This is a genomic window from Chryseomicrobium palamuruense, from assembly GCF_042649045.1.
In the GTDB taxonomy this organism is placed as follows: Bacteria; Bacillota; Bacilli; order Bacillales_A; family Planococcaceae; genus Chryseomicrobium; species Chryseomicrobium palamuruense.
Genome location: NZ_JBHSEF010000026.1, coordinates 216,122 through 241,635 on the forward strand (window position 1 = coordinate 216,122; position 25,514 = coordinate 241,635).

At 44.0% G+C, this 25,514-nt stretch carries 28 protein-coding genes and 1 other RNA gene; 26 read left to right on the forward strand and 3 right to left on the reverse strand.

What is annotated here, in order from left to right:
- Window position 1 precedes the first annotated feature (1 nt).
- A non-coding RNA gene (gene ssrS, locus ACFO0S_RS13415) (6S RNA) lies at window positions 2-186 on the forward strand.
- Window positions 187-275: 89 nt separating this feature from the next.
- A complete protein-coding gene (locus ACFO0S_RS13420; RefSeq protein ID WP_378142607.1) occupies window positions 276-1,064 on the forward strand; it encodes a tRNA threonylcarbamoyladenosine dehydratase in 789 nt (262 codons plus the stop codon).
- 108 nt (window positions 1,065-1,172) lie between these two features.
- Here the strand turns inward: ACFO0S_RS13420 and ACFO0S_RS13425 are convergent, their stop codons facing one another.
- Window positions 1,173-2,459, reverse strand: coding sequence for a replication-associated recombination protein A (locus ACFO0S_RS13425; RefSeq protein WP_378142608.1), 1,287 nt, complete (start codon window positions 2,457-2,459; stop codon window positions 1,173-1,175).
- 152 nt (window positions 2,460-2,611) lie between these two features.
- Between ACFO0S_RS13425 and cymR the strand changes: the two genes are divergently transcribed.
- From cymR to mtnN, 17 genes are all read left to right on the forward strand, one after another.
- Complete coding sequence (gene cymR, locus ACFO0S_RS13430) at window positions 2,612-3,034, forward strand: cysteine metabolism transcriptional regulator CymR (protein WP_378142609.1); 423 nt, start codon at window positions 2,612-2,614, stop codon at window positions 3,032-3,034.
- Window positions 3,035-3,044: 10 nt separating this feature from the next.
- A complete protein-coding gene (locus tag ACFO0S_RS13435) occupies window positions 3,045-4,196 on the forward strand; it encodes a cysteine desulfurase family protein (protein ID WP_378142610.1) in 1,152 nt (383 codons plus the stop codon).
- A gap of 5 nt (window positions 4,197-4,201) precedes the next feature.
- The gene (gene mnmA, locus ACFO0S_RS13440) at window positions 4,202-5,314 is read left to right on the forward strand and encodes a tRNA 2-thiouridine(34) synthase MnmA (RefSeq protein ID WP_378142611.1); all 1,113 of its coding nucleotides are present in this window, start codon (window positions 4,202-4,204) and stop codon (window positions 5,312-5,314) included.
- Window positions 5,315-5,322: 8 nt separating this feature from the next.
- Window positions 5,323-5,979 carry a tetratricopeptide repeat protein gene (locus ACFO0S_RS13445; protein ID WP_378142612.1) on the forward strand — a complete coding sequence of 219 codons (657 nt, stop codon included), beginning with the start codon at window positions 5,323-5,325 and terminating at the stop codon, window positions 5,977-5,979.
- Between the two features lie 16 nt (window positions 5,980-5,995).
- Window positions 5,996-8,383 (forward strand): SF1B family DNA helicase RecD2, encoded by a 2,388-nt coding sequence (gene recD2, locus ACFO0S_RS13450; RefSeq protein ID WP_378142613.1) that lies wholly within the window; start codon window positions 5,996-5,998, stop codon window positions 8,381-8,383.
- 290 nt (window positions 8,384-8,673) lie between these two features.
- The gene (gene alaS / locus ACFO0S_RS13455) at window positions 8,674-11,301 is read left to right on the forward strand and encodes an alanine--tRNA ligase (protein WP_378142614.1); all 2,628 of its coding nucleotides are present in this window, start codon (window positions 8,674-8,676) and stop codon (window positions 11,299-11,301) included.
- 74 nt (window positions 11,302-11,375) lie between these two features.
- Window positions 11,376-11,645, forward strand: a complete 270-nt coding sequence (locus tag ACFO0S_RS13460) for an IreB family regulatory phosphoprotein (RefSeq protein WP_378142615.1) — start codon at window positions 11,376-11,378, stop codon at window positions 11,643-11,645.
- A complete protein-coding gene (gene ruvX, locus ACFO0S_RS13465) occupies window positions 11,645-12,064 on the forward strand; it encodes a Holliday junction resolvase RuvX (RefSeq protein WP_378142616.1) in 420 nt (139 codons plus the stop codon). The genes ACFO0S_RS13460 and ruvX overlap by 1 nt, the downstream gene beginning before the upstream one ends.
- Before the next feature lie 10 nt (window positions 12,065-12,074).
- The gene (locus ACFO0S_RS13470; RefSeq protein WP_378142617.1) at window positions 12,075-12,386 is read left to right on the forward strand and encodes a DUF1292 domain-containing protein; all 312 of its coding nucleotides are present in this window, start codon (window positions 12,075-12,077) and stop codon (window positions 12,384-12,386) included.
- Window positions 12,387-12,614: 228 nt separating this feature from the next.
- A complete protein-coding gene (gene mltG, locus ACFO0S_RS13475) occupies window positions 12,615-13,733 on the forward strand; it encodes an endolytic transglycosylase MltG (RefSeq protein WP_378142618.1) in 1,119 nt (372 codons plus the stop codon).
- 150 nt (window positions 13,734-13,883) lie between these two features.
- On the forward strand, window positions 13,884-14,516 hold the full coding sequence (locus ACFO0S_RS13480) for an O-methyltransferase (protein ID WP_378142619.1): 633 nt from the start codon (window positions 13,884-13,886) through the stop codon (window positions 14,514-14,516).
- A 5-nt stretch (window positions 14,517-14,521) separates the two neighbouring features.
- Window positions 14,522-15,445 (forward strand): peptidase U32 family protein, encoded by a 924-nt coding sequence (locus ACFO0S_RS13485; RefSeq protein WP_378142620.1) that lies wholly within the window; start codon window positions 14,522-14,524, stop codon window positions 15,443-15,445.
- Between the two features lie 13 nt (window positions 15,446-15,458).
- Window positions 15,459-16,730, forward strand: coding sequence for a peptidase U32 family protein (locus ACFO0S_RS13490; RefSeq protein ID WP_378142621.1), 1,272 nt, complete (start codon window positions 15,459-15,461; stop codon window positions 16,728-16,730).
- The gene (gene udk / locus ACFO0S_RS13495; protein ID WP_378142622.1) at window positions 16,727-17,359 is read left to right on the forward strand and encodes a uridine kinase; all 633 of its coding nucleotides are present in this window, start codon (window positions 16,727-16,729) and stop codon (window positions 17,357-17,359) included. Before ACFO0S_RS13490 ends, udk begins: the two co-directional genes overlap by 4 nt.
- A 42-nt stretch (window positions 17,360-17,401) precedes the next feature.
- On the forward strand, window positions 17,402-17,875 hold the full coding sequence (gene greA, locus ACFO0S_RS13500; RefSeq protein WP_378142623.1) for a transcription elongation factor GreA: 474 nt from the start codon (window positions 17,402-17,404) through the stop codon (window positions 17,873-17,875).
- 130 nt (window positions 17,876-18,005) lie between these two features.
- Window positions 18,006-18,701 carry a YrrS family protein gene (locus ACFO0S_RS13505; protein WP_378142624.1) on the forward strand — a complete coding sequence of 232 codons (696 nt, stop codon included), beginning with the start codon at window positions 18,006-18,008 and terminating at the stop codon, window positions 18,699-18,701.
- Window positions 18,702-18,714: 13 nt separating this feature from the next.
- Window positions 18,715-19,410: a 5'-methylthioadenosine/S-adenosylhomocysteine nucleosidase gene (gene mtnN, locus ACFO0S_RS13510; RefSeq protein WP_378142625.1), complete on the forward strand. Its 696-nt coding sequence runs from the start codon at window positions 18,715-18,717 to the stop codon at window positions 19,408-19,410.
- A 47-nt stretch (window positions 19,411-19,457) separates the two neighbouring features.
- Here the strand turns inward: mtnN and sigK are convergent, their stop codons facing one another.
- Together sigK and pssA are read right to left on the reverse strand one after the other, a co-directional pair.
- Window positions 19,458-20,156 (reverse strand): RNA polymerase sporulation sigma factor SigK, encoded by a 699-nt coding sequence (gene sigK, locus ACFO0S_RS13515; RefSeq protein ID WP_378142795.1) that lies wholly within the window; start codon window positions 20,154-20,156, stop codon window positions 19,458-19,460.
- A 62-nt stretch (window positions 20,157-20,218) separates the two neighbouring features.
- A complete protein-coding gene (pssA, locus tag ACFO0S_RS13520; RefSeq protein WP_378142626.1) occupies window positions 20,219-20,758 on the reverse strand; it encodes a CDP-diacylglycerol--serine O-phosphatidyltransferase in 540 nt (179 codons plus the stop codon).
- Window positions 20,759-20,842: 84 nt separating this feature from the next.
- On the opposite strand from pssA, the gene ACFO0S_RS13525 reads away from it, so the two are divergent.
- The 7 genes from ACFO0S_RS13525 to yqeK are packed head-to-tail and all read left to right on the forward strand — an operon-like array spanning window position 20,843 to window position 25,509.
- Entirely contained in the window at window positions 20,843-21,628 is a 786-nt protein-coding gene (locus ACFO0S_RS13525) for a phosphatidylserine decarboxylase (protein WP_378142627.1), read from the forward strand.
- Window positions 21,629-21,662: 34 nt separating this feature from the next.
- Window positions 21,663-22,184 (forward strand): YqeG family HAD IIIA-type phosphatase, encoded by a 522-nt coding sequence (locus tag ACFO0S_RS13530; RefSeq protein ID WP_378142628.1) that lies wholly within the window; start codon window positions 21,663-21,665, stop codon window positions 22,182-22,184.
- Window positions 22,184-23,284: a ribosome biogenesis GTPase YqeH gene (gene yqeH / locus ACFO0S_RS13535; protein ID WP_378142629.1), complete on the forward strand. Its 1,101-nt coding sequence runs from the start codon at window positions 22,184-22,186 to the stop codon at window positions 23,282-23,284. Before ACFO0S_RS13530 ends, yqeH begins: the two co-directional genes overlap by 1 nt.
- 1 nt (window position 23,285) lies before the next feature.
- Complete coding sequence (gene aroE, locus ACFO0S_RS13540) at window positions 23,286-24,080, forward strand: shikimate dehydrogenase (RefSeq protein WP_378142630.1); 795 nt, start codon at window positions 23,286-23,288, stop codon at window positions 24,078-24,080.
- 13 nt (window positions 24,081-24,093) lie between these two features.
- Window positions 24,094-24,390: a ribosome assembly RNA-binding protein YhbY gene (gene yhbY, locus ACFO0S_RS13545; protein WP_378142631.1), complete on the forward strand. Its 297-nt coding sequence runs from the start codon at window positions 24,094-24,096 to the stop codon at window positions 24,388-24,390.
- Window positions 24,390-24,965: a nicotinate-nucleotide adenylyltransferase gene (locus ACFO0S_RS13550; RefSeq protein WP_378142632.1), complete on the forward strand. Its 576-nt coding sequence runs from the start codon at window positions 24,390-24,392 to the stop codon at window positions 24,963-24,965. Before yhbY ends, ACFO0S_RS13550 begins: the two co-directional genes overlap by 1 nt.
- Complete coding sequence (gene yqeK, locus ACFO0S_RS13555; RefSeq protein WP_378142796.1) at window positions 24,955-25,509, forward strand: bis(5'-nucleosyl)-tetraphosphatase (symmetrical) YqeK; 555 nt, start codon at window positions 24,955-24,957, stop codon at window positions 25,507-25,509. The genes ACFO0S_RS13550 and yqeK overlap by 11 nt, the downstream gene beginning before the upstream one ends.
- The last annotated feature ends 5 nt before the right edge of the window (window positions 25,510-25,514 follow it).

Genomic DNA, 25,514 nt, shown 5'->3' on the forward strand with positions numbered 1-25,514 from the left:
ACGAATCCTGATGTGTTCGTGACTTGTTAATCGATTTTGACCGAACATATTATCGTCGGGAGCTTAACTTTCAATGCAAAGATCATGCCACTCCGGTGGACGCATCGGCGCACTGAAGAGGGCACCCACCTGCTAAGTGCGGGTTCAAAACGATAGCATTACAGAGACGGCACGCTTGGGATTCGTCCTAATATGAATTTAACGCCCTTCAGTCCCGGCTGAAGGGCTTTCTTACGGAATCAATCAATTCCGACTATTCAACTAGGAGTGAAAAGATGTTACATCAATTTTCAAGAAATGAATTAGCTATTGGAACAGAAGGAATTGACTTATTGAAAAACACAACAGTTGCCATCTTGGGGATTGGCGGTGTGGGTTCATTCGCAGCTGAAGCTTGCGCACGTAGTGGTGTGGGCCGCATTATCTTAGTCGATAAAGACAATGTCGACATTACCAATATCAACCGTCAACTTGTGGCGTATTTATCAACAGTAGGTAAAAGTAAATCTGCAATCATGAAAGATCGCATTGCCGATATTAATCCGGACTGTGAAGTCATTGATATGCACATGTTCTATACAGAAGAGACATACGAAGATTTCTTTGCGCTTGGCATTGATTATGTCATCGATGCATCGGATACGATTATTTATAAAGTGCATTTGATGAAAGAGTGTTTGAAACGTGATATTAAAATTATCTCCAGCATGGGTGCGGCAAATAAAATGGATCCTACCCGATTCCAGATTGCCGACATCTCAAAGACACATACGGATCCGATTGCGAAAGTGATTCGAGTCAAGTTACGGAAAGAGGGCATTAAAAAAGGCATACCGGTCATTTTCTCAGATGAGAGCCCGATTGTTGTACGTGAGGATGTCGTGAAGACAGTTGGGAAACCAGATGCGCAAATCCGCAAAGCGAAGATGCCACCTAGCTCAAACGCTTTCGTCCCATCCGCTGCCGGTTTGATTGCAGCAAGCTGGGTCATCCGCGACATCTTGAGCCCAATCGAAATACAAACAGTGCGTGATGTGAAAGGCGGCAACTCTAAGAAAGAATGAATCGCTAGATGAAATTCTTCGTCTATCATGCAAATGTTTGTTCATAGTAAAGGTGAATTATTGGAATACGGTCGACTCTTGCAAAACCCGCAGGAGTCGACCGTGTTCTTATTTCTTTTTGAAGCTCTCGAGCTTCCGATAAATCGATGCCAGGCGTTTTTCTTCGCCGGCGTCAATGGGGGAATAGTAGTGCGTCCCCACCAACTTATCAGGCAAATACGTTTGGTCTACCCAACCGCCAAATGAGCCCACTTTGGTATCATGAGGGTATTGATAGCCCACGTGCCCGAGATCCTTTGCACCTCCGTAATGTGCATCTCGTAAATGCATCGGAATGTCGCCTGTTTTCCCGGCATGAATGGCAGCAATCGCCGCATCGAGGGCCTGATAGGCAGAGTTCGACTTTTCAGACAGGCACATTAACACAACTGCATTGGCAAGTGGGATGCGCGCTTCTGGAAGACCCAGACGTTCTGCAGACTGAATCGCTGCAAGAACTTGCGGACCGACAGCGGGATTCGCAAGGCCAATGTCTTCATAAGCGATGACCAGGAGTCGACGAGATAAAGCGACTAAATCGCCACTTTCCAGTAAGTGCGCTGTATAGTAAAGTGCGGCATCTGTATCACTTCCGCGAATTGACTTTTGCAATGCAGAGAGCAAATTATAAAAATGTGACCCTTTTTTGTCGCCGAATACACCAACGCGAGACACAAGTTGGGAGACGAGGGAGTCCTCCACAACTACGCTGCCATTTTCTTCATCCGATGCCTCGACAATCGATTCGAGGAGCGTCAAGGCTTTGCGTGCATCGCCGTTTGAAGCCACAGCAATCTGGTCAAGCTGTTCGGCTGTAATTTCAATCGACTGTTTCCCAAGTCCGCGCTCCTCATCATCTAAGGCACGATGAAGAAGTGTGAGCATATCTTCTTTCGTTAACCGCTTTAACTGTTTAATTTCCCCACAACGTGATCGGATGGCGGGGTTAACATCGTGGTACGGGTTTTCTGTAGTCGCTCCAATCAAGACTACAGAACCATTTTCAATATGAGGAAGAAGTGTATCTTGTTGGAGCTTATTGAACCGGTGGATCTCATCTAGAAAGAGCAGCACTTTTCCGGTCATCCGTGATTCTTTTACCACGTCTTCAATATCTTTCTTCCCGGAAGTCGTTGCATTCAGTGCTATAAAGGGAAGGTCGCTTGTACCTGCAATTGCGTAGGCAAGAGAGGTCTTTCCAATTCCGGGTTCTCCGTAAAGAAGCATGGAAGGGACATGTCCATTTCGAATCATCTGATACAGTGCGGTGTCTTTTCCGATGACCTCCTGTTGGCCTGCAACTTCATCTAAGGTACGAGGGCGCATTCGGTATGCGAGTGGTTGCCCAGTTGGCATGGTCATTCCTCCTAAAAACGAACATTTGTACTTAATGAGAAGTATACCTTACTCTCAGGTCCATTTCATCGAAAAACATTCATCGGATATGCTATACTGAAAAATGGAAAATGGACAAGTAGTTTGATGAACGAACGGACGGTGTGAACGAGATGAAAATCTCTACAAAAGGCCGCTATGGTCTTACAATAATGATTGAACTTGCGAAAAACGAAGGCGAAAAGCCACTTTCATTACGACAGATTGCTGCAGATAATGATTTGTCAGAAGCGTACTTAGAACAAATCGTTTCGCCACTTCGCAATACAGGACTTGTGAAAAGTGTGCGAGGTGCCTATGGTGGCTACAAACTCGCTAAGCCTTCCCATGACATTACTGCGGGAGATGTCATCCGCGTACTCGAAGGGCCGATTCAGCCAGTGGAAGGCATCGAAGACGAAGCTCCTGCCCAGCGTGAATTATGGATTCGTATACGAGACGCAGTAAAAAATGTATTAGACACGACAACCATTCAAGATTTAGCAGACCATTCCGACGATCCTTTTACGTCGGATGCGTACATGTTTTATATATAGGAGAGATCCCATGAACCGAATTTATTTAGATCACGCAGCCACTTCTCCAGTTCACCCGGAAGTGGTTTCCGTGCTTACTGAGATGTATACTCATCACTTCGGGAATGCGTCGAGTATTCACGAGACCGGTCGAGCAGCGCGAAAGGAACTGGACCGTGCCCGTGAAATTCTCGCGCACTCCATTGGTGCGCATTCAAATGAAATCATCCTCACGAGTGGGGGAACGGAAGCGGATAACTTGGCCATTTTAGGTGCGGTATATGCCTCTCAGGAGAGAGGGAAGCATATTATTACGTCTGCTATTGAACATCATGCTGTATTACATGCATGCGAATATCTGGAAAAGCAAGGTTTTGAAATCACCTATTTACCTGTGACGAAGAATGGCTTTGTGGAAGTAGAATCACTTGAGAAAGCTCTTCGCGATGACACGATTCTAGTGACCATTATGTACGGAAACAATGAAGTCGGTACGGTTCAACCGATTAAAGAGCTTGCGGCTCTCGTGAAAGACCATCAAGCTCTGTTCCATACAGATGCTGTCCAAGCGTACGGTACACTTGAAATCGATGTAAAAGAACTTGGTGTCGATTTACTAAGTACTAGTGCGCATAAAATCAACGGGCCTAAAGGTGTCGGTTTCTTGTTTCAAAAAGCAGGAACGAAACTTCGCCCACTCGCTCACGGTGGTCAACAAGAACGTAAGCGTCGAGCAGGTACGGAAGCTTTACCACTTGCTGCAGGATTTGCAAAAGCGATAGAACTAAAATCGAATGAGTTGTTAAAATCACAACTCGCACTTGAGAGTCTCAAACAGCATTTTCTAGAGGAACTCACAAAACATGGTGTATCCTACACAAAAAATGTGACGGTAGGAAAAGAGCTTCCGCATATTACGAATATCTTTTTCCCGGGAACGGATATAGAGACGTTCCTTATCCAGCTCGACCTTGCAGGAATTGATGCATCCAGTGGCTCTGCATGTACGGCGGGCTCCGTAGATCCCTCTCATGTCCTTGTAGCGATGTTTGGTGAGGACGCAGAGCAACTACGCTCGTCTGTTCGTTTTAGTTTTGGCTTTGGAACAACGAAAGAACAGCTAACTCTAGCTGTAGAAAAAATTGCTGGTGCTATAAATAAACCAGCATCGATATGGAAGTGATTGAAATGACAGAAACTAAAGGCAAACGCGTCGTGATCGGCATGTCCGGTGGAGTCGATTCCTCTGTCGCCGCCTATTTATTAAAAGAACAAGGATACGATGTCATTGGAATCTTTATGAAGAACTGGGACGACACCGATGAAAACGGGGTATGTACAGCGACAGAAGACTATGATGATGTTATTAAAGTATGTAACCAAATCGGCATTCCCTACTATGCAGTTAACTTTGAGAAACAATACTGGGATAAAGTATTTACGTACTTCCTAGATGAATACAAAGCTGGAAGAACACCGAATCCAGACGTCATGTGTAACAAAGAAATTAAATTTAAAGCATTTCTTGAACATGCGTTAGCACTTGGCGCGGACTATTTGGCAACAGGCCACTATGCGCGTGTCGAAGAACGAGATGGTTCAGTTCGTATGCTTCGTGGTGTCGATACCAACAAGGATCAAACCTATTTCTTGAACCAATTGACACAAGAACAGTTGAAACATGTGCTGTTCCCAATCGGAGAACTTGAAAAGAAGCGTGTTCGTGAGATTGCCCTGGAACAAGGTCTTGCTACGGCTACGAAAAAAGATTCAACGGGAATTTGTTTCATTGGGGAACGTGACTTTAAGACCTTCTTAAGCGGTTTCCTTCCTGCTCAACCTGGTACTATGGAAACGATGGACGGAAAAATCGTCGGTAAACATGATGGATTGATGTACTACACAATCGGTCAACGTCATGGTCTAGGCATAGGTGGCGCGGGAGATCCGTGGTTTGTCGTCGGGAAAGACTTGAAGCGTAATGTGCTCTATGTAGGTCAAAGCGCGCAAAATGAAGCCTTGTACTCGACTAGCCTTATTGCTGAGCACATATCTTTTACCACTCCGGAAGAAAAGCCGCAGGAATTCCGCTGCACCGCAAAATTCCGTTACCGTCAACAAGATACAGGCGTGACAGTAAAGCTGCTTGAAAACAATCGTGCAGAGGTCATCTTTGATGAACCTGTTCGTTCAATCACGCCAGGACAAGCAGTTGTCTTTTATCAAGATGATGAATGTCTAGGTGGCGGAACGATTGACCATGTATTTAAAGATGAAAAACGATTAGACTATGTAGGGTAGTGAAAACAATGAACTGGAATGAACAAGGAATTCATGCGATGCATGCTGGCGACTATGAAGACGCAGCACAAGCATTTACAAAAGCGATCGAAGAGAATCCTTCGGACGAAGTCGGCTATATTAATTTCGGGAATCTGCTTGCGATTCTTGGAGACACGGAGCGGGCAGAGCGCTTCTTCCAAAAAGCGATCACAGTGAACGAGGAAGCAGCGACTGCCTATTACGGTCTTGCGAATTTGTATTACAATGCTGAGCGATTCGAAGAAGCAGCGAAACTTTATGAAAAGGCGATTCGTTACAACCTAGAAGGGGCAGATGGTCATTATATGCTGTCTAAATCCCTTCAAATGACGGATCAATTGAAACTTGCGCTTCCTTATGCGCAGCGTGCCGCTGAACTTTCACCGGAGGATGATGAAATCGCTTTACACTTTGGCATCCTTCTCGCGTCTCAAGAGTTGTTTGCAGAAGCAAAACCTCTGTTCGAACAACTCCTTAATCGCACTGAGGAAAATGCGGATGCGCACTATAATATGGGAGTCCTTCTCGCACTTACGGAAGAAGATGCAGCTCCTGCACTTGCTCATTTTGAGCGTGCTCTTGAAATCGAACCTGGCTATGATCAGGCAAAATATATGGCAGACATGATTAAGTTACGCAATTAAATCTGGAGGCGATTGGATGACTGAACGAAATGAAGACAAATTGTTTATTTCGGGCCGTCCGATTGTCTCCATTTTTCATAATGAAGATAATCTGTACTCGATACTAAAAGTGAAAATCAAGTCGACTAATACGACCTATACCGATAAAGAGGGAATTGTGGTCGGTTATTTTCCGAAGCTTTCATCTGATGAAAGTTATACATTTTATGGCCAGTTAAAAAATCATCCCCGCTATGGTCAACAATTTACAGTCGATACGTTTGTTCGTGAAAAGCCGGATTCCGTGAAAGGCGTCGTACACTATTTATCGTCCGACTTATTTCCGGGGATTGGTCCAAAAACCGCACAAACCATTGTGAAGAAACTAGGTGAGAATGCCTTGCAACTCATCCTAGATGATCCAGGCAGTTTAGATAAAGTGCCACGACTAGCTCGTGAGAAAAAAGAAGTCATTATTAAAGGGCTTCAAGAAAATCACGGGATGGAGCGCATTATGGTGCAGCTAAACGAATGGGGATTCGGCCCTCAACTGTCTATGAAAATCTACCAGATCTACCGCGAGGAGACACTCCAAAAACTTCACGATAATCCCTATCGATTGATTGAAGATGTGGAAGGCGTCGGTTTTGGCCGGGCAGACGAACTGGGGTTGCAACTAGGGATCGAAGGGGTACATAGCGACCGATTAAAAGCAGGTATATTGTACTTACTCAATCAGGCATCTCTATCAGAAGGGCATATCTTTATGCCAACCGAACGTTTACTGGAAGATGTGAAGATGCTTCTAGAGAAGTCACAGCTAGTCGAAATCCATTATGATGCGCTAGCTCAAGCTGTCATTGAGCTTGGTGAAGAGAGCAAGATTGTTGTAGAGCAGAACCGAATCTATATGCCATCTCTCTATTTCTCCGAAGTAGGTATTGCCACGAAGACCGAACGATTACTTCAATCGAAGTTTAAAGGGTTCAAGAAAAAAGATATTGAAACCTCGCTCTCAGCAGTCGAAGAAGATTTCGGCGTGACCTATGCGCCTACGCAACGAAAAGCGATAGAGATGGCTCTGAATCATCAAATTTCAATTTTAACGGGAGGGCCAGGGACGGGGAAGACAACGGTAGTGCGAGCTATTGTCGAACTTTATGCGGAACTAAATGGACTTTCACTTGATCCAAAAGAGTGGTCAAAAGAAGGGAAGCCATTCCCGATTGCACTTGCTGCGCCGACCGGTCGAGCTGCAAAACGGTTAAGCGAATCAACAGGATTACCTGCTATGACGATTCACCGACTTCTCGGATTCACAGGCCAAGACGATGAGGATGCTGAAGGACGTCCAGTAGAAGCAAATCTCATTATTATTGATGAGACATCGATGCTTGACTGCTGGCTCGCGCATCAGTTATTAAAAGCCGTTCCTGAAGACTCTCAACTCGTACTTGTTGGAGACCAAGACCAGTTGCCACCAGTAGGACCTGGCCAAGTACTAAAAGACCTCCTTACAAGTGGACGACTTCCGGTCGTGGAACTGCAGGATATATATAGACAAGCAGATGGGTCGTCCATTATCGAGCTTGCCCATGCGATGAAGGGCGGAAAAACAACGGATGACTTGTTGAAGAAAACGAAAGATCGTTCGTTTATTCCCGCTTCTGCGAATCAAATTCCAAAAGTCATTGAACAAGTGGTTTCGAGTGCCATGGCCAAAGGCTTTACCATCCGAGATTTGCAAGTCCTTGCCCCGATGTACCGGGGACCTGCTGGGATTGATGCGCTGAATAAAATGATTCAAGAAATGGTCAATCCCAATCCAGACGGGTCTCGCAAGGAAATGGTCTTTGGAGACACCGTTTACCGGATCGGTGACAAAGTGTTGCAACTTGTGAACCAGCCGGAATCGAATGTCTTCAACGGGGACATGGGAGAAGTCATCAGCATTTTCAAAGCGTCTGAGAACGTGGAGAAAAAAGAGCTGATGATTGTATCCTTCGATGGAATTGAAGTGACGTACGAGAAATCTGAACTTCCTCAGCTGACTTTAGCGTACTGTTGTTCCGTGCATAAATCGCAAGGTAGTGAGTTCTCGATGGTCATTTTACCGGTCACTCGAGGGTATATGAAGATGCTTCGTCGGAATTTATTGTACACAGCGATCACACGAGCGAAGAATTATTTGATTTTATGTGGAGATCCGCAAGCTTTCCAGATTGGCATTGAACGAAACGATGACAATCTTCGTTTTACAACCCTAATTGAACGGTTATCCCCAGATGCGGTCCCACTAGAGGAAGTAGAGGGTGAAGAACTCGAGCTGGTCTTGTCCCCTGAAACCATTGACCGCATTCATCCGCTGGTTGGGATGGAAGGGGTCTCTCCGCAAGATTTTATGACGGTGGAGATTGACAGATGAAACTGTATTTCGGTATGATGGATGACAGAATAGACAATACGATGACGAAATAAGTAGAGGCAAAACCCGTTCAGAAAGAAGCTCCTAGGCTGGAAGAGCTTTCGGAAGTGTGTCCTTGAAAGCTGCTTCCGAGTGCAGACTAAAACCTGCCGTCCACGCCGCGTTAAGGCAAATTGAGATGCAAAACCATGTTTTGCAACTTAGGGTGGTACCGCGAATGCAGAGCTTTCGTCCCTTTGGGGATGAAGGCTTTTTTATTTGTCATTATTTCAATTTAAGGAGGAATTTTCATGAAACACCTATCCGGAAACGATATCCGCAGACTGTATTTGGAATTCTTTATTGAAAAAGGGCACCGTGTCGAGCCAAGTGCACCGCTTGTCCCGATCAATGATCCGTCTCTACTGTGGATCAACAGTGGAGTCGCAACACTAAAGAAATATTTTGATGGTCGCGTGATTCCAGAAAATCCACGGATCACGAACGCGCAAAAGTCAATTCGCACAAACGATATCGAGAATGTCGGAAAGACTGCACGTCACCATACATTCTTTGAAATGCTCGGGAACTTCTCGATTGGCGATTACTTCAAACAAGAAGCGATTCACTATGCATGGGAATTCTTAACAGACAAGAAGTGGATGGGCTTTGATCCAGAACTTCTCTCTGTGACCGTTCACCCTGAAGATGAAGAAGCGTATGCTATTTGGCGTGACGAAGTAGGTGTACCAGAAGAACGTATCATTCGTTTAGAAGGAAACTTCTGGGATATTGGGGAAGGTCCAAGTGGCCCGAACTCTGAGATTTTCTATGATCGTGGTGAGAAATATGGAAACGATCTATCCGATCCGGAATTGTATCCGGGTGGAGAAAACGAGCGCTATTTAGAAATTTGGAACTTAGTGTTCTCTCAGTTCAACCATAATCCAGATCATACCTACACGCCGCTTCCAAAACAAAATATTGATACGGGAATGGGACTTGAGCGTATCACATCGGTTGTGCAAGACGTGCCGACGAACTTTGATACGGACCTATTCTTACCAATTATTCGCAAGACAGAAGATATTAGTGGCAAGGCATATGGTGATTCGGCTGAACAAGACGTGGCATTTAAGGTCATCGCAGACCATATTCGTACGGTTGCGTTCGCGATTGGTGATGGAGCTCTCCCATCAAATGAAGGTCGTGGGTATGTATTACGTCGCTTACTGCGCCGCGCCGTTCGGTTCGCGAAACAACTCGGCATTGAAAAGCCTTTCCTTGTGGACCTTGTGCCAATCGTTGGGGAATTAATGGAAGTGTTCTATCCGGAAGTAAAGCAAAAAGAAGCATTCATCATGCGTGTTATTAAATCGGAAGAGGAGCGTTTCCATGAGACGCTAGCTGATGGCTTAGCGATTCTTTCACGTGCTGTTGAAGAACAAAAGTCACAGGGGTCAACGGTTGTTCCTGGAACAACGGTGTTTACTCTTTATGACACTTATGGCTTCCCAGTGGAACTGACAGAAGAGTATGCGGAAGAATCCGGAATGACAATTGATCAAGCTGGCTTTGAAGCAGAAATGGACGGACAACGTACACGTGCACGTGCTGCTCGTCAGAATGTCGATTCCATGCAAGTACAGTCCGAAGTGTTTGCTTCCATTCAAGACGCTAGCGAATTCGTTGGCTATGACCACTTGAAAACGATCGGTAAAGTGACAACAATTGTTCACGGAGCTGGAATTGTAAATTCCGCAACAGAAGGCGATGAAGTGAAACTGGTCCTTGACCGCACACCTTTCTATGCAGAAAGTGGTGGTCAGATTGCGGATGTTGGTACGATTTCGAACGATCGCTTCTCTGGTGTAGTAAAAGACGTTCAAAAAGCGCCGAATGGTCAGAACTTGCATACAGTGATCATCACTTCAGGTGAACTGTCGGTAGGTGCAGATGTTACAGCTGAAGTCGATCCAGAGTTACGTGGTAAGACGATTAAAAATCACTCCGCGACGCACTTGTTGCATCAAGCGCTGAAAGACATCTTAGGGACACATGTCAACCAAGCTGGTTCATATGTTGGTCCGGATCGCCTACGGTTTGATTTCTCTCATTTTGGGCAAGCTACGAAAGAAGAGCTTGAGCAAGTAGAGCGTATCGTCAACGAAAAGATTTGGGCTTCTACGCCGGTCGAGACAGGTTATCATTCCATTGATGAAGCGAAAAAACGCGGCGCTATGGCACTCTTTGGTGAAAAGTATGGCGATATTGTGCGTGTGGTCGAGATGGGTGACTATTCTCTTGAGCTTTGTGGTGGATGTCACGTGTCTACGACAGCAGAAATTGGCATTTTCAAAATTGTATCTGAAGGCGGAATTGGAGCAGGGACTCGCCGAATCGAAGCTGTGACAGGCCAAGCAGCTTATGAATTGATGAAAGAAGAGGAAGCGCGTCTTCAAGAGGCTGCTCAATTAATCAAAGCGCAACCAAAAGAGATTGTGACGAAAGTGCAGTCATTACTCACGGAAATGAAGTCTCTTCAAAAAGAAAACGAATCGCTTTCTGCAAAACTTTCAAGCAACCAGGCAGGCGACTTATTATCTTCCGTTCGAGACGTCAATGGCGTGTCTGTTTTAACAGCGAAAGTGGAGGCAAAAGATAATAATCAACTGCGTCAACTCGTGGATGACTTGAAACAAAAACTGTCTTCAGGTGTGGTGGTGTTGGGGGCAGTATCAGGTGAGAAAGTGATGATTGCTGCGGGTGTCACAAAAGATCTTGCAGGTTCTCGTGCACATGCTGGAGAACTAGCGAAATTCGTTGCAGAACAGTGTGGTGGAAAAGGCGGTGGTCGTCCTGATTTTGCGATGGCTGGTGCAAAAGACGCAGGCGAACTCGCAAAAGCACTTGAATCTGTTGGCGCTATGGTGAAATAAGTTCCTTCTTTTTCCGACATGGGGTATACTAAATATACAGTTCCATGAGTTGGATAGGAAGGGTGTTGTTGAGAATGGATTCGTTTGACAAAACAATGAAATTCAGCGTTCAGGAAGAATCAATGGAAGAGGATGTCAAGCACGTGATGCTTCAGGTGCACGATGCTCTCGAAGAAAAGGGCTACAATGCGGTCAATCAGATTGTTGGTTATTTGCTTTCAGGGGACCCAGCCTATATTCCGCGCCACCAAGACGCCCGCAATCTCATCCGTAAATTGGAGAGAGATGAAATTCTCGAAGAGCTTGTGAAATTCTACATCCGAAATACAAAAGAGGACAACTAATGCGCAAAATGGGTTTAGACGTCGGAACACGGACCGTAGGGGTCGCTATCAGCGATGCCCTTGGCTGGACCGCACAAGGAATTGAAACGATTAAGATTCATGAAGAAAACGGACAATTCGGTATGGAACGACTCGGTGAATTGATTGCCGAATATCAAGTGAGTGAAGTCGTTATCGGGTATCCAAAGAACATGAACAATACAATCGGGCCACGTGCAGAAGCCAGTGAACGTTTCGGCGATTTAATGAAACAGCAGTTTAGATTGCCAGTCGTCTATTGGGACGAACGATTAACGACGATGGCAGCAGACCGCATGCTGATTGACGCAGATGTCAGTCGCAAAAAGCGCAAGCAAGTCATTGATAAAATGGCGGCTGTGATGATTCTGCAAGGATATCTCGACAGTAAAAATAGATGAGGTGAATCAAATGGAACACGGACAAGAACATATCACAATCGTTGATGAAAACGGCAACGAGCAACTTTGTAATGTATTACTTACTTTTGAATCGGACGATTTCGGAAAGTCCTACGTCCTATACTACCCAGTAAGTGCAGACGCAGAAGATGAAAATGAAGAAATCGAAATTCATGCATCCTCTTTCGTTCCTTCAGAAGATGGGACTGACGGCGAATTAATGCCGATTGAAACAGAAGAAGAGTGGGACATGATTGAGGAAACACTTGGTGCATTCCTTGATGAGCAAGAAGAAGACGAATACGGAATTACAGAAGAATAAGTGCCAGAAAGCCCAGCCACAGTGCTGGGCTTTTTTGTTGGTGAAATCGGGTAGTGACTTTTATCATAGAAGGTAATTAGCGCACCAATCACTCCCGTTTCTACACTATACGACTAAATTCACCCTCTGCCCACTATAATCTAACTCAAATCGCACATTCTAGAGACAATTGTAGACGAGCAAATGGGAGTTCTAGTATACTTACGAAAGATAAAGGGGGATTCCCAATTGGACAAAGAAACAAAAAAGCAAGTGATGTTTGAACGCATGAAAGAAAAGAAAAAAGAAGTCAAAATCGTCCGTCGTATCGTATTTGCTCTTGTGGTAATCGTCCTACTTGTCGTCGGAATCGGTGGCTATTCTGCATACAACTACGTAACGAGCGCGCTACAACCGTATGACGATACTAATGATGATCCAATTGCCGTATCGATTCCAATAGGTTCGGGACTGGATTCCATTGCACAGACACTTGAAGACAATAATGTGATTCGAGATGCTCGCATCTTTAAATATTATGTAAAATTTAATAATGAATCCGACTTCCAAGCAGGAGAATACACGCTGACGCAGTCGATGACGCTCGATGAGCTTGTCGAAAGTTTAAAGACGGGACGTATCTATCGTGAGCCAGTCTTTACGGTGAACGTGCCAGAAGGACTCACACTCGAGCAGATAGCAGATGTAATAGAAGCTCGTACATCTCATTCAGCGGAAGATTTCTTGAATTTGGTGACAAGTGATGAATTTGTCCAACAAGCGATGACGGACTTCCCGAATTTGTTGACGAGTGAAATTCAAGGAGAAAACGTCCGTTATGCATTAGAAGGGTATTTATATCCTGCAACCTATCCATTCTATGAAGAAAACCCGTCTCTCCAGTCCATCATCTATACGATGTTGCAAGGAACTCTCGATAATGTCCAGCCATTCCGAGCACTGTTAGACGAGCAAGAAAAATCCGTCCACTGGTTGTTGACGTTTGCTTCCCTCCTAGAAGAAGAAGCAACAGCAAAGACCGACAGAAAAACGATTGCCAGTGTGTTTTATAACCGAATGGATGCAGGTATGCCATTGCAAACAGATCCGACGGTTCTCTACGCTCTCGGCGAACATAAAGACCGCGTACTTTATTCGGATTTAGAGGTTGACAACCCGTATAATACCTATAAAAATCAAGGTCTTCCACCAGGACCGATTGCTGGTTCAGGACGCACTTCCATTGAAGCTGTCATGGATCCTTCCACGTCAAGTTACTTCTATTTTTTAGCTGATAAAGAAGGAACCAATCACTTTGCGGAAACATATGATGAACACTTAGCGAACATTCAACAATACTTGAGATAAATCACATGCCCTGCTACTAACGAAGTAGTAGGGCTTTTGTGAGCAACCCGTGACACTTTGCGGAAACTATTGCACAACCTAAAAACGGAATGATATGATAACATGTGATATTTTTCTATCAATTTTTCCGGGAAGAAGAGGGGAACCAAAATGACCTCCACGGATTTTCAGCAGCTGTTCAGCTCTCAACGAACAGCCTTTTTTCATGATATGGAACGCTTTGCAACGGAACACCATGTGCCGATTATGCGACCCGATGGAATGGATGCACTCGTTCATTTGCTTCACTTACAAAATGCCGAGACGGTTCTGGAAGTGGGATCCGCTATAGGATACTCTGCTCTGCGGATGGCAGCGAGTTACCCAAGCCGCTTTATCTCCACCATCGAACGAGACGAGGACCGCTATAAACAGGCCGAACAATTTATTCAATCGAGTGATCACTCTCACCAAATCGAACTCTTCCATGCGGATGCCCTTGATTTTCCGCTAGAAAAGTTAAAACTAGCGTCCTATGATGCCCTATTTATTGATGCGGCAAAAGGTCAATACCAATTATTTTTTGATCGCTATGCACCACTCGTCAAGTCTGGTGGGGTCATTTATAGCGACAATATTTATTTAAATGGGCTCTCGCAACTACCTATGAGTGAAGTGCCACGTCGGAAGCGGACGATGGTTCGAAAACTGCATGAGTTTGCCGAAGCTCTTCATGACAATTCCGAATATGATAGCCAGTTTTATCCGATTGGAGACGGGCTACTTGTGAGTAAGAAGAGGTGAAATCGATGACAGAATTAGTAGTAACACCATGCCATGTTCCACATGCAAAAGATGTTTTAGAAGCAGGGGCAGATGCGATTGTCGTCGGTGAGCAGCAATTTGGACTACGCCTGGCAGGGGAGTTTTCACTTGAAGACATTGCAATCCTAACGGAGTTTGCTCACGTCAAACATAAAAAAGTATATGTCGCCATGAATGCCCTTTATCACAATGACCGTGTAGACGCACTTGCACCCTATATGCGTGAACTGAACCGCTTGAACGTGGACGGCATTTATTTTGGCGACCCCGCAGTTGTCATGACTCATCGTGAGATTGACAATCAAGTGCCCCTCATCTGGAATCCGGAACAAACCGCGACTAATTACTTCACAGCGAACTATTGGGGAGAACGCGGTGCAACACGTGCGTATCTTGCCCGCGAGTTGAGCATGGATGAAATGGTAGAAATCAAAGAGAACGCGAAAGTCGAAGTCGAAATTCAGATTCACGGCATGACCTGTATGTTTCAGTCGAAGCGGCCGCTACTCGGACATTATTATTTGTATCAAGATAAAGCGATGCTTGTAGAAAACCGTGAGAGTGAACGGAATAAACTTCTTTATGACAAAGAACGCGACAACCGGTATCCAATTTACGAAGATAGGAACGGGACGCATATTTTTTCACCAAACGATATGTGCATGATCGATGAACTCGATGAACTACTCGATGGAGAAGTCGATGCATTCCGAATCGAAGGAAATCTGCAGTCGGAAGCGTACACAATCTCCGTGACACGACTTTATCGTTTGGCGATGGATACGTATGCGCGATCACCAAAAGAGTACCGTGAAATGAAGCAACAATGGTTTAAAGAGATTGAAGCGATGCAGCAACCGCACCGCCCACTCGACACTGGATTTTTCTTTAAAGAATCGGTTTATTAAGGAGGCCTGCCAGATGGTACATATGAATGGGAGTAGTGAAATTCATAATGGCAAACGTGTCATAGTGAAGAAACCAGAACTATTGGCACCTGCCGGTAATCTGGAGAAGTTAAAAATCGCTGTAGAATATGGTGCCGATGCTGTATTTATTGGTGGACAGGAATACGGTCTCCGTTCGAACGCGGGCAATTTTTCTATTGAAGAGATGCGTGAAGGTGTTGAGTTTGCAAAACGGTTTGGAGCGAAGATTTACGTCACAACGAATATTTTCGCACACAATGAAAATATTGACGGACTGGTAGACTATCTTCAGGCAGTGGAATCCACGGGCGTCACAGGAATAATCGTTGCAGATCCTTTGATTATTGAGACATGCCGCACACATGCACCAAAACTTGAGCTTCATTTAAGTACGCAGCAATCGCTCTCCAACTGGAAAGCCGTCGAGTATTGGAAGAATGAAGGTCTTCACCGTGTAGTGCTTGCTCGTGAGACGACAGCGGAAGAAATTGCTCTGATGAAGGAAAAAGTCGATATCGAAATTGAAACATTTATTCATGGTGCGATGTGCATCGCCTATAGTGGCCGCTGTACATTGTCGAATCATATGACAGCTCGAGATTCGAACCGAGGGGGATGTTGTCAGTCGTGTCGCTGGGATTACAATTTGTTTGAACAAACTGCGGACGGAGAAAAGGCACTTTTTTCAGAAGATGTTACACCATTTGCAATGAGTCCCATGGATTTGAAACTTGTGGAATCCATTCCTCAAATGATTGAACTGGGCATTGACTCTCTTAAAGTAGAAGGACGAATGAAATCCATTCATTACGTAGCCACAGTGGTGCAGGTGTACAGAAAAGTCATCGATGCGTATTGTGAAGATCCAGACAATTTCGTGATGAATCCGGAATGGCTCGTGGAACTTGATAAATGTGCCAACCGCCCTTCGGCTCCAGCCTTCTTCGCAGGGGAACCTGGAATGGAACAGCAAATGTATGGCGAACATAGTCGGAAAGTAACACACGATTTCGCTGGACTTGTGTTAGACTATAACGAAGAAACGCAAACTGTGACACTTGAACAGCGGAATTTCTTCCATCCTGGAGATGAAATCGAATTTTTCGGTCCACAAATCGGAAATGTTCGACTCATCGTGCCAGAAATTTATGATGAAAAAGGGAAATCACTAGAGGCAGCTCGTCATCCGTTACAAGTTATAAGGTTCCAGTGTTCGGAAAAGCTGTACCCAAATAATATGATGCGGAAGAGGTTAGTGAAGTGAAGAGACCATTAGTAATTGGGATTGCAGGGGGATCTGGTTCGGGAAAGACCAGTGTGACCAACGCAATTTATGAAGCGTTTAAAGACCATTCCGTCGTAGTCATTCAACAAGATTTTTATTATAAAGATCAATATCATTTGGAAATGGAAGAGCGGTTAAAAACTAACTATGATCATCCCTTAGCGTTTGATAATGATTTGTTGATTGACCATGTGAATCAATTACTTACTCGACAGGGCATTGAAAAGCCAGTGTATGATTATGCTCGTCACACACGTTCAAATGAAACGATTCAAATCGATCCAAAAGATGTTATTATTCTTGAAGGTATCTTAGTGTTGGAAGATGAGCGTTTACGTGATTTGATGAATATTAAATTGTATGTGGATACAGATGCGGACCTACGCATCATTCGACGTATTTTACGTGATATTCATGAACGCGGACGTACAGTGGAATCGGTAGTTGAGCAATATTTGAATGTGGTCCGTCCGATGCACAACCAGTTCATCGAACCAACAAAGCGTTATGCAGATGTGATTATTCCTGAAGGTGGCCAAAACGAAGTAGCGATTGATTTAATGGTTACGAAAATTAAGGCTATTCTTGAAAGTAATGGAATTGTATAATATGATGATACGAGTGTTTAAAGACAAAAGGAGTGTATGGGAGTGTCAAATGAAAAAACATATCCAATGACGCTTGCAGGTAAGCAAAAGTTAGAGGATGAACTAGATGTTCTAAAGAACGTGAAACGTAAAGAAGTGGTAGAGCGAATTAAAATCGCGCGCGACTTTGGAGATCTATCTGAGAACTCAGAGTACGATTCTGCAAAAGAGGACCAGGCGTTTGTTGAAGGGCGAATTTCTTTACTTGAATCCATGATCCGCAATGCGGTTATAATTGAAGAAGAAGATAACAATGATATGGTCACACTTGGAAAAACAGTGACATTTATCGAAGTTCCAGATGGTGAAGAAGAAACTTATACAATTGTCGGTTCTGCAGAGGCTGACCCGTTAGAAGGTCTTATTTCCAATGATTCACCGATTGCAAGAGGACTACTTGGCCGAACAATTGGTGAGAACGTGAAGATTTTGACTCCAGGTGGCGAGATGGACGTTAAGATTGTCTCTATTTCGTAATCGATCCGTAATCGACCGTATGGCAACTTTTCAACCTGCCATACGGTCTTTTTCTATAAGAGTCTAGAGAACGTTTGCTTCTCATGTGGTTTCTTAGTAGAATTAATGAGTTACGAAAGGAGAGATGGTTATGCCAATCGAAACGTCTCGTAGACAACAAATGAAAAAGAAAAAGAAAGCTAATTTACTCATCAATTCGTTAATCGGAATTGTGGGTGTACTTATACTAATCACGCTTATCAATTTGTTATCCAATACTCGTGACGTAGCCGAAGAGGAGTCGTTGGTAGAGGAACAAGAACAATCAACAGAACAAACCGAAGATGAAGGACAACAGGAAGTAGAGTCTGAGGATTTAACGTCTTCCGAGCTTGATGGAGCAGATGAAAATGGGAATTCAACAGATGGTGCTTCTGAAGATGAAACAACTACTGAGAATGCAACGAACGATGAAGAGTCAACAGCTGAAGGGGATACTTCCAGTGGAGAAGTGGTGACAGAACCTTCAACAGATCCAATTGTAAAAGAAGCCTTTACAAATTCAGCATGGCAACCAATCGGCACGTCACAAACTGGAACTCATACATCCAGTTACGATCCAAACTCAGTCGATTGGGCTGAAAAAGTAAGAGCGCTTAGTTATGCAAGTGGCTTATCTGAAGACAATATGTATATTAAGTTTTTAGGTAATGGAGGCTCGCCTCAAAAATCAATTGGAACGATCACGTCGAAAGACGAATCGGAAAAGTATCGCGTGTATTTGGAGTGGGTGGATGGTCAAGGCTGGAAACCGACAAAAGTTGAAGTGTTGAATCAATTGCCTTAATGGAGGAAATTACATGAAAATTGCTGTCATCGGTGCGATGGAACAAGAAGTGGAACTATTGCGTCAAGCAATCGAAAATCCGCAAACGGAGACGATTGCAAATAGTGAATTTACAGCTGGAACCTATAAGAATCATGACATGGTGCTTGTGAAAAGTGGGATAGGAAAAGTAAATGCTGCTATGACCACAGCCATTTTACTTGATCGTTACCGACCAGATGTTGTCATCAATACAGGGTCTGCAGGTGGACATGATCCATCACTTAAAGTAGGCGATATTGTTGTATCTAGTGAAGTACGTTATCATGATGTTGATGTACGTGCATTTGGATATGAGATGGGACAAGTACCTGGAATGCCGGCTGCATTCACAGCTCATCAAGATCTGATTGACCGTGCGAAAGAAGCCATTGAAGTGACGGGGAACCATGCAGTGACAGGCCTTATTGTGACAGGAGATTCGTTTATGCACCTAGCGGAACGAATCGAAGAAACGAAAGGACATTTTCCTACTATGGCTGCACTCGAGATGGAAGCTGCTGCAGTTGCGCAAGTATGTCATCAGTTTGATACACCATTTGTTGTCATACGTGCGCTTTCTGACATTGCAGGGCAAGAATCACCGATGAGTTTTGATGAGTTCTTACCGATTGCTGCAAAGAACTCCACGCAAGTCGTTCTACATGTTGTCGAACACATATCCAAATGAAGTCAAAAGAAATCCTTTGGCTAGACGCCAAAGGATTTCTTTTTCGCTCAATGGGTTGTTCGTGTTTTTAATAACTGAAATAATTTGATGAGGGCCCGCTTTTCTATTCGAGAAACATAGCTTCTTGAAATGCCTAACTCTTCAGAAAGAGCGATCTGGGTAACAGGCATGTAATGATAGAGGCCATATCGCCGTTTGATGATTTCAAGTTCCCTTTCGTCAAGGACATGTAACCATTTATATAGATGTGAGGTTAAATCTTTCATCATTAATTGTTCATCTGCTGGAAGGTCATGACTTGGAAGTAAATCAGCAAGTGTTAGCGTCGTACCCTCTGCTTCTTGGCCAACTTGTTCATATAAGGAGACTTCATTTTTCTGTTTTTTCGTTTTTCGTAAATGCATCAAAATTTCATTTTCGATACACCGCGCAGCATATGTGGAGAGTTTAGTCTTTTTTTCCGGGGTATAGCTAGAAACTGCTTTTAATAAACCGATGGAGCCAATTGAGATGTATTCTTCGAGATCTTCAGGTTTAGATGTATATTTTTTTGCGATATGTGCGACGAGCCGCATATTATGCTCAATCAATAGATGTCGTGCTTGTTCGTCCCCTTGATGCATTTCATCAAACAGTTGTTTCTCACGGTCAGGGGCTAGCGGCTGTTCAAATGCCTGACTTCGAATGTATCCAAGGGCAAGTGGCAAGTGGGCAAACGCACTGATTAGAAACGTAAACCAGTGAATGAGAGGACCTCCTTATCGCACTATATGACGTGGCATAAAAAAAGACCACTCAAATGAGCAGTCTAAATCTTGCGTAGTGAAAATGTAGAAATCATCATAAGGGATAAGGCGACCATGAAAAACAAATAAAAAATGCCAGATACGTATGGAACGGCAAAATAGCTTAAAGTCAACACGACTCCGGCAGCAGTAATCGGCAAGCCTGTGAAAAATCCGTTCGACTCTGTGATATTAAAGCGAGCCAGTCGGAAAGCACCGGAAGCAATATAGACGACAGTGACTGCCATGGCGAGTGTACCCAGTTCATGAGTCGCATACGCATAGATAAGCAGTGCAGGCGCAATTCCAAATGAGATGATGTCACTCATAGAATCCAGTTGTTTACCAAGCTCCGACTCTATGCCAAGCTTCCTGGCAGTCATACCATCAAAACGATCAAGCAATCCGGCGACGAAAATAAAAAGCACGGCTAGCGCAAACTGATCGTTCATCGTGGCCATAATCGCAGAACCACCAAATGCCATATTCAAAATGGTTAATAAGTTCGCTGCGTGTGCTTTTAAGCGAGACAGTCGCTCCACAGCTGATTCTAATAAAAACACGCTAGATTCCCCTCACGTCAATAGTTTATCCTACTAGTATAAAGGGAATGCAGCGAAAATAATAGAGTGAAAGGAACTAAATGGATGAAAAAGTTTGTTTATCAACAATTGATTGAACTCACTAATACGAAGTGGACGTCAGGAGCTTTAAAGCAATTTGCTCAGTCTCGAATCAGCCGTCACTTGATTTCTTCGTATAAAAAAACATTTCAAATTGATACGAATGGAGCACTGAAAAATCAATCAGACTATAAGAGTCTCCATGACTTTTTTATACGTGAGTACGACCGAACAAAAAATGTTCTTGTACCAGCAACAACTGAAACGGTTATTAGTCCAGTGGATGCGAAAGTGGAATCTATGGGCGAACTGACACCTGAAGGGGAGTTTATGGTAAAAGGGCAGGCTTACTCAGTTCGTCGATTACTCGCGCGAGCCGATCATGCAGAAGACTTCTACGGTGGAGAGTATGTTGTCCTTTACTTAAGTCCAGCTGACTATCACCGGATTCATTCACCTGTTGATGGGGTAGTGTATGAGCATTATCTTTCAGGGGGAAGATCATATCCAGTGAACCAACTAGGCCTCCTGTATGGAAAAAAACCGCTCAGTGACAATTATCGTGTAGTCAATCTCGTGAAATCACATGGAAAAAAACTAGCGGTCATTAAAGTTGGCGCAATGTTTGTCAATTCGATTGAAATGACTGTAACGAACGATACCTGGAGGAAAGGTCAGGAAGTCGGTTATTTTGGATTCGGTTCGACCGTCGTTCTGTTGTTTGAAAAAGGAGCAATTAAGTGGCGAGATACTTGTCAAGTAGGACGTAAAGTGCAAGTAGGAGAGCCACTTTGCGATATGCTATACTAAGCAAAGAGTATGATTTAGAAGTGGAGTGTCGCATGTGCTAACTAATTTTGTACCGTCACAATTTGTGAAAACGATTTTTCATATTACACCAGAGGAATTAAAAGAGAATGGCATTCGAGGGATTATTACTGATTTAGATAACACCCTCGTTGAATGGGATCGACCCGATGCGACACCGCAGCTCGTGAAGTGGTTTGCTGAGATGCAGCAAGCTGGCATTCAAGTGACGATTGTATCGAATAATAATGAGATGCGTGTGAAAGCATTTGCCGATCCTATGCAAATTCCTTTTATTTATAAAGCGCGTAAACCGTTTCGACAAGCGTTCCGTCGTGCGTTACATCTAATGGGTCTAAAACCAAACGAAGTCGTTGTTATTGGAGATCAACTATTGACGGATGTCCTTGGTGGTAACCGATTACACCTTCATACGATTTTAGTGATTCCTGTCGCCAAATCAGATGGGTTCTTTACTCGTTTTAATCGATTGGTGGAGCGACGAATCTTCAGTTACTTAAAAAGAAAAGGTCATATCATGTGGGGAGATGAAGCGTAATGGAAGAAATTAAATGTATTGGATGCGGCGTGCCAATCCAAACCGAAGACCCTACAAAGCTTGGCTACGCCCCTCCTTCTAGCTTAGAAAAAGAAGAGGTCGTGTGCCAAAGATGTTTCCGCTTAAAAAACTATAATGAAATCCAGGCTGTTGAACTGACAGATGATGATTTCTTAAAGATTTTAAATGGTCTTGGAAAACAACAAGGCCTCATTGTGAAAATCGTTGATATTTTCGACATCAATGGAAGCTGGTTGCCAGGATTGCACCGTTTCGTAGGAAACAATCCTGTGCTATTAATTGCCAATAAATCGGATATTTTACCGAAGTCTGTGAAAAAGCACAAAGTAATCAACTGGCTACGTAGAGAAGCAAAAGCGATGGGCTTACAGACAGCTGATATCTTACTTGTCAGTGCAGCAAAAGGCCAGGGTATGATTGAGGCGATGGAGCGTATTGATGAACTCCGTGCCGGTCAAAATGTCTACGTTGTGGGTTCGACGAATGTTGGAAAATCAACATTTATTAATCGGATTATTAAACAGGCAACTGGTGAAGAACAAGTGATTACAACATCTCAGTTCCCGGGAACAACACTGGATATGATTCAAATTCCTATTGAAGATGGAAAGTATATTTGCGATACGCCAGGAATTATCAATCATCATCAAATGGCGCACTATGTGGATCCATCTGAACTAAAGTTTATTTTACCGAAAAATGAAATCAAACCAAAAGTGTATCAGTTGAATCCAGAGCAGACACTCTTTATTGGTGGACTTGCTCGTTTTGACTTTGTTCAAGGCGAACGCTCGGCGTTTACCGCGCACATTTCCAACCACTTATCGATTCACCGTACAAAACTTTCCAATGCAGATGCACTCTATGCGGAGCACAAGGGAGAAATGCTATCACCACCAGGAGAAAATTTTGCTGAAGCTTATCCGGAACTGGTGCGTCATGAGTTCTCGATTAAAGAACCAAAGACGGACATCGTCTTCTCTGGATTGGGATGGATCACTTGCCAAACAGCTGGCACCGTTGTAGCAGCACATGTTCCAAAGGGAGTTGCGGTCATGGTTCGACCGTCGTTAATTTAATATGAAGAAATGGTATGCCGTCCTCGGTCATCCGATTCACCATTCCATTTCCCCTCGTATGCACGAGGCATGGTTTCAAAAATACAACATAGAAGCGAGCTATGTGCCGATTCTCGTGAAACCGGGAGAGCTAGAAAAGGCAGTCGACAGCTTAAAGTTACTCGGCTGTAGTGGATTTAATGTGACCGTTCCATACAAAGAAGAAATCATACCGTTTCTCAATGAGCTGGATGTTTCCGCAAAAGTTGCGGGTGCGGTCAATACAGTTGTGAATCGAGATGGTCAACTTATAGGGCACAATACAGACGGCAGGGGTCTTCTCGCGAATATTTCTGGATTATCAGAAGAGAAGCGTGTGCTGGTGATTGGAGCAGGTGGAGCAGCAAAAGGGATAGTGGCAGCCTTAAAAGAGCGCCACATCAGAACACTCTTCATTGCCAACCGCACACTTGAAAAGGCTGTGCAACTCGCTGAATGGGCTAGTGGTACGGCCATCACCTATTCACAGGCAGAAGACATGTTTTCCACATTTGATATCGTTATTCAAACCACTTCGGTTGGAATGGAGGAAGATATAAGTCCCGTCAACTTGAAGGGGTGGCATCCATCGATGACGGCGATTGATATTATCTACTCCCCGCCTGAAACGGCGTTTTTAAGGCAAGCAAGAGAAGAGGGGGCATTCACCATGAACGGACTGAGTATGCTTATTGGTCAAGGTGCCCTCGCATTTGAATTATGGACAGGGATCTACCCGGACCAAGACTATTGTAAAAAGACGGTATTTTCGTCTTAAAAGGAGAATTTTTATGTTAACAGGTAAACAAAAGCGATTTTTACGTGCAGAAGCGCACCATTTGTCCCCGATTTTCCAAGTCGGAAAAGGTGGCGTGAACGATCAAATGGTGACCCAAATCAAGGAAGCACTCGAAGTGCGTGAACTACTAAAAGTATCGATTCTTCAAAACTGTGAAGACGACAAAAATGAAGTGGCTAAAGAGCTTGCTGCAAAATCAGGTGCGGAACTTGTGCAACTTATTGGAATGACGATTGTCTTATATAAAGAATCAAAAAACCACAAAAAGATTTTACTGCCTCGTGCCTAATGAAACAACGCATTGGGATTTTAGGAGGTACGTTTAATCCACCGCATTACGGTCATTTACTCATTGCCAATGAAGTGAAGCAGCAACTTGCGCTCGATGAACTCGTCTTTTTACCAAATGCGCTATCGCCATTTAAACAAATAGATCAACGTGTGAATGACACGCAACGTGTCGAGATGTTATCGCTCGCTCTTTCAGAACTACCAGAAAGTCGTATCGAGACACTTGAACTATCAAGAGGTGGTATTTCTTACACGTATGATACGATGGTCGAACTATCTGAAAACTACCCAAATAGCGAGATATTCTTTATTATTGGTGCAGACCAAGTCGAGAAGCTGTCAGCCTGGTACCGCATTGATGAACTTATCAAACTGGTGACACTCGTGGCAGTCCCTCGTCCGGGATACAAGCTCTTCACGTCGTATGATGTGCAGCAAGTCATGATTCCTATGCTCGATGTTTCCTCTACAGAGCTAAGAAAACGGCTTGCCAACCGGAAGACGGTGAAGTTTTTAATGCCAGATTCCGTCGCTACCTATTGTGAGGTGAATCGTCTCTATGATGACGCGTGATGAAATCTTAAAAAAAATTCGACCACGTATGAAAGAAAAACGCTTCCTTCATACAATTGGTGTCGCTGATACAGCGATGAAGCTTGCCGAACAATCGGGAATGAATCCTAAGAATGCTGAACTTGCAGGACTATTACACGATGTCTGTAAATATGCCAACTTGGAATGGATGGCGGAACAAATTCAGGGTCACGCATTAGACCCTCGATTACTCGACCATCATCATGAATTGTGGCACGGTCCAGTAGGAAGTCTCGTGGCGAAGTATGAATTTGGTGTACATGACGAAGATGTGTTAAACGCCATAAAGTACCATACAACGGGACGAATAGGTATGTCGAAACTTGAGAAAATTATCTATGTAGCGGATATGATTGAACCATCTCGTGATTTCCCGAATGTGGACGAATTGAGAGAGAAGACATTTAAAGATATAGAAATTGGGATGAAGTATGGCATTCGACATACGATACAATTTCTTGTGATGAAAAAGCAAGTAGTGTTCCCCGATTCGTTTGAATGCTATAATGACTGTTGGAAATAAGAAAG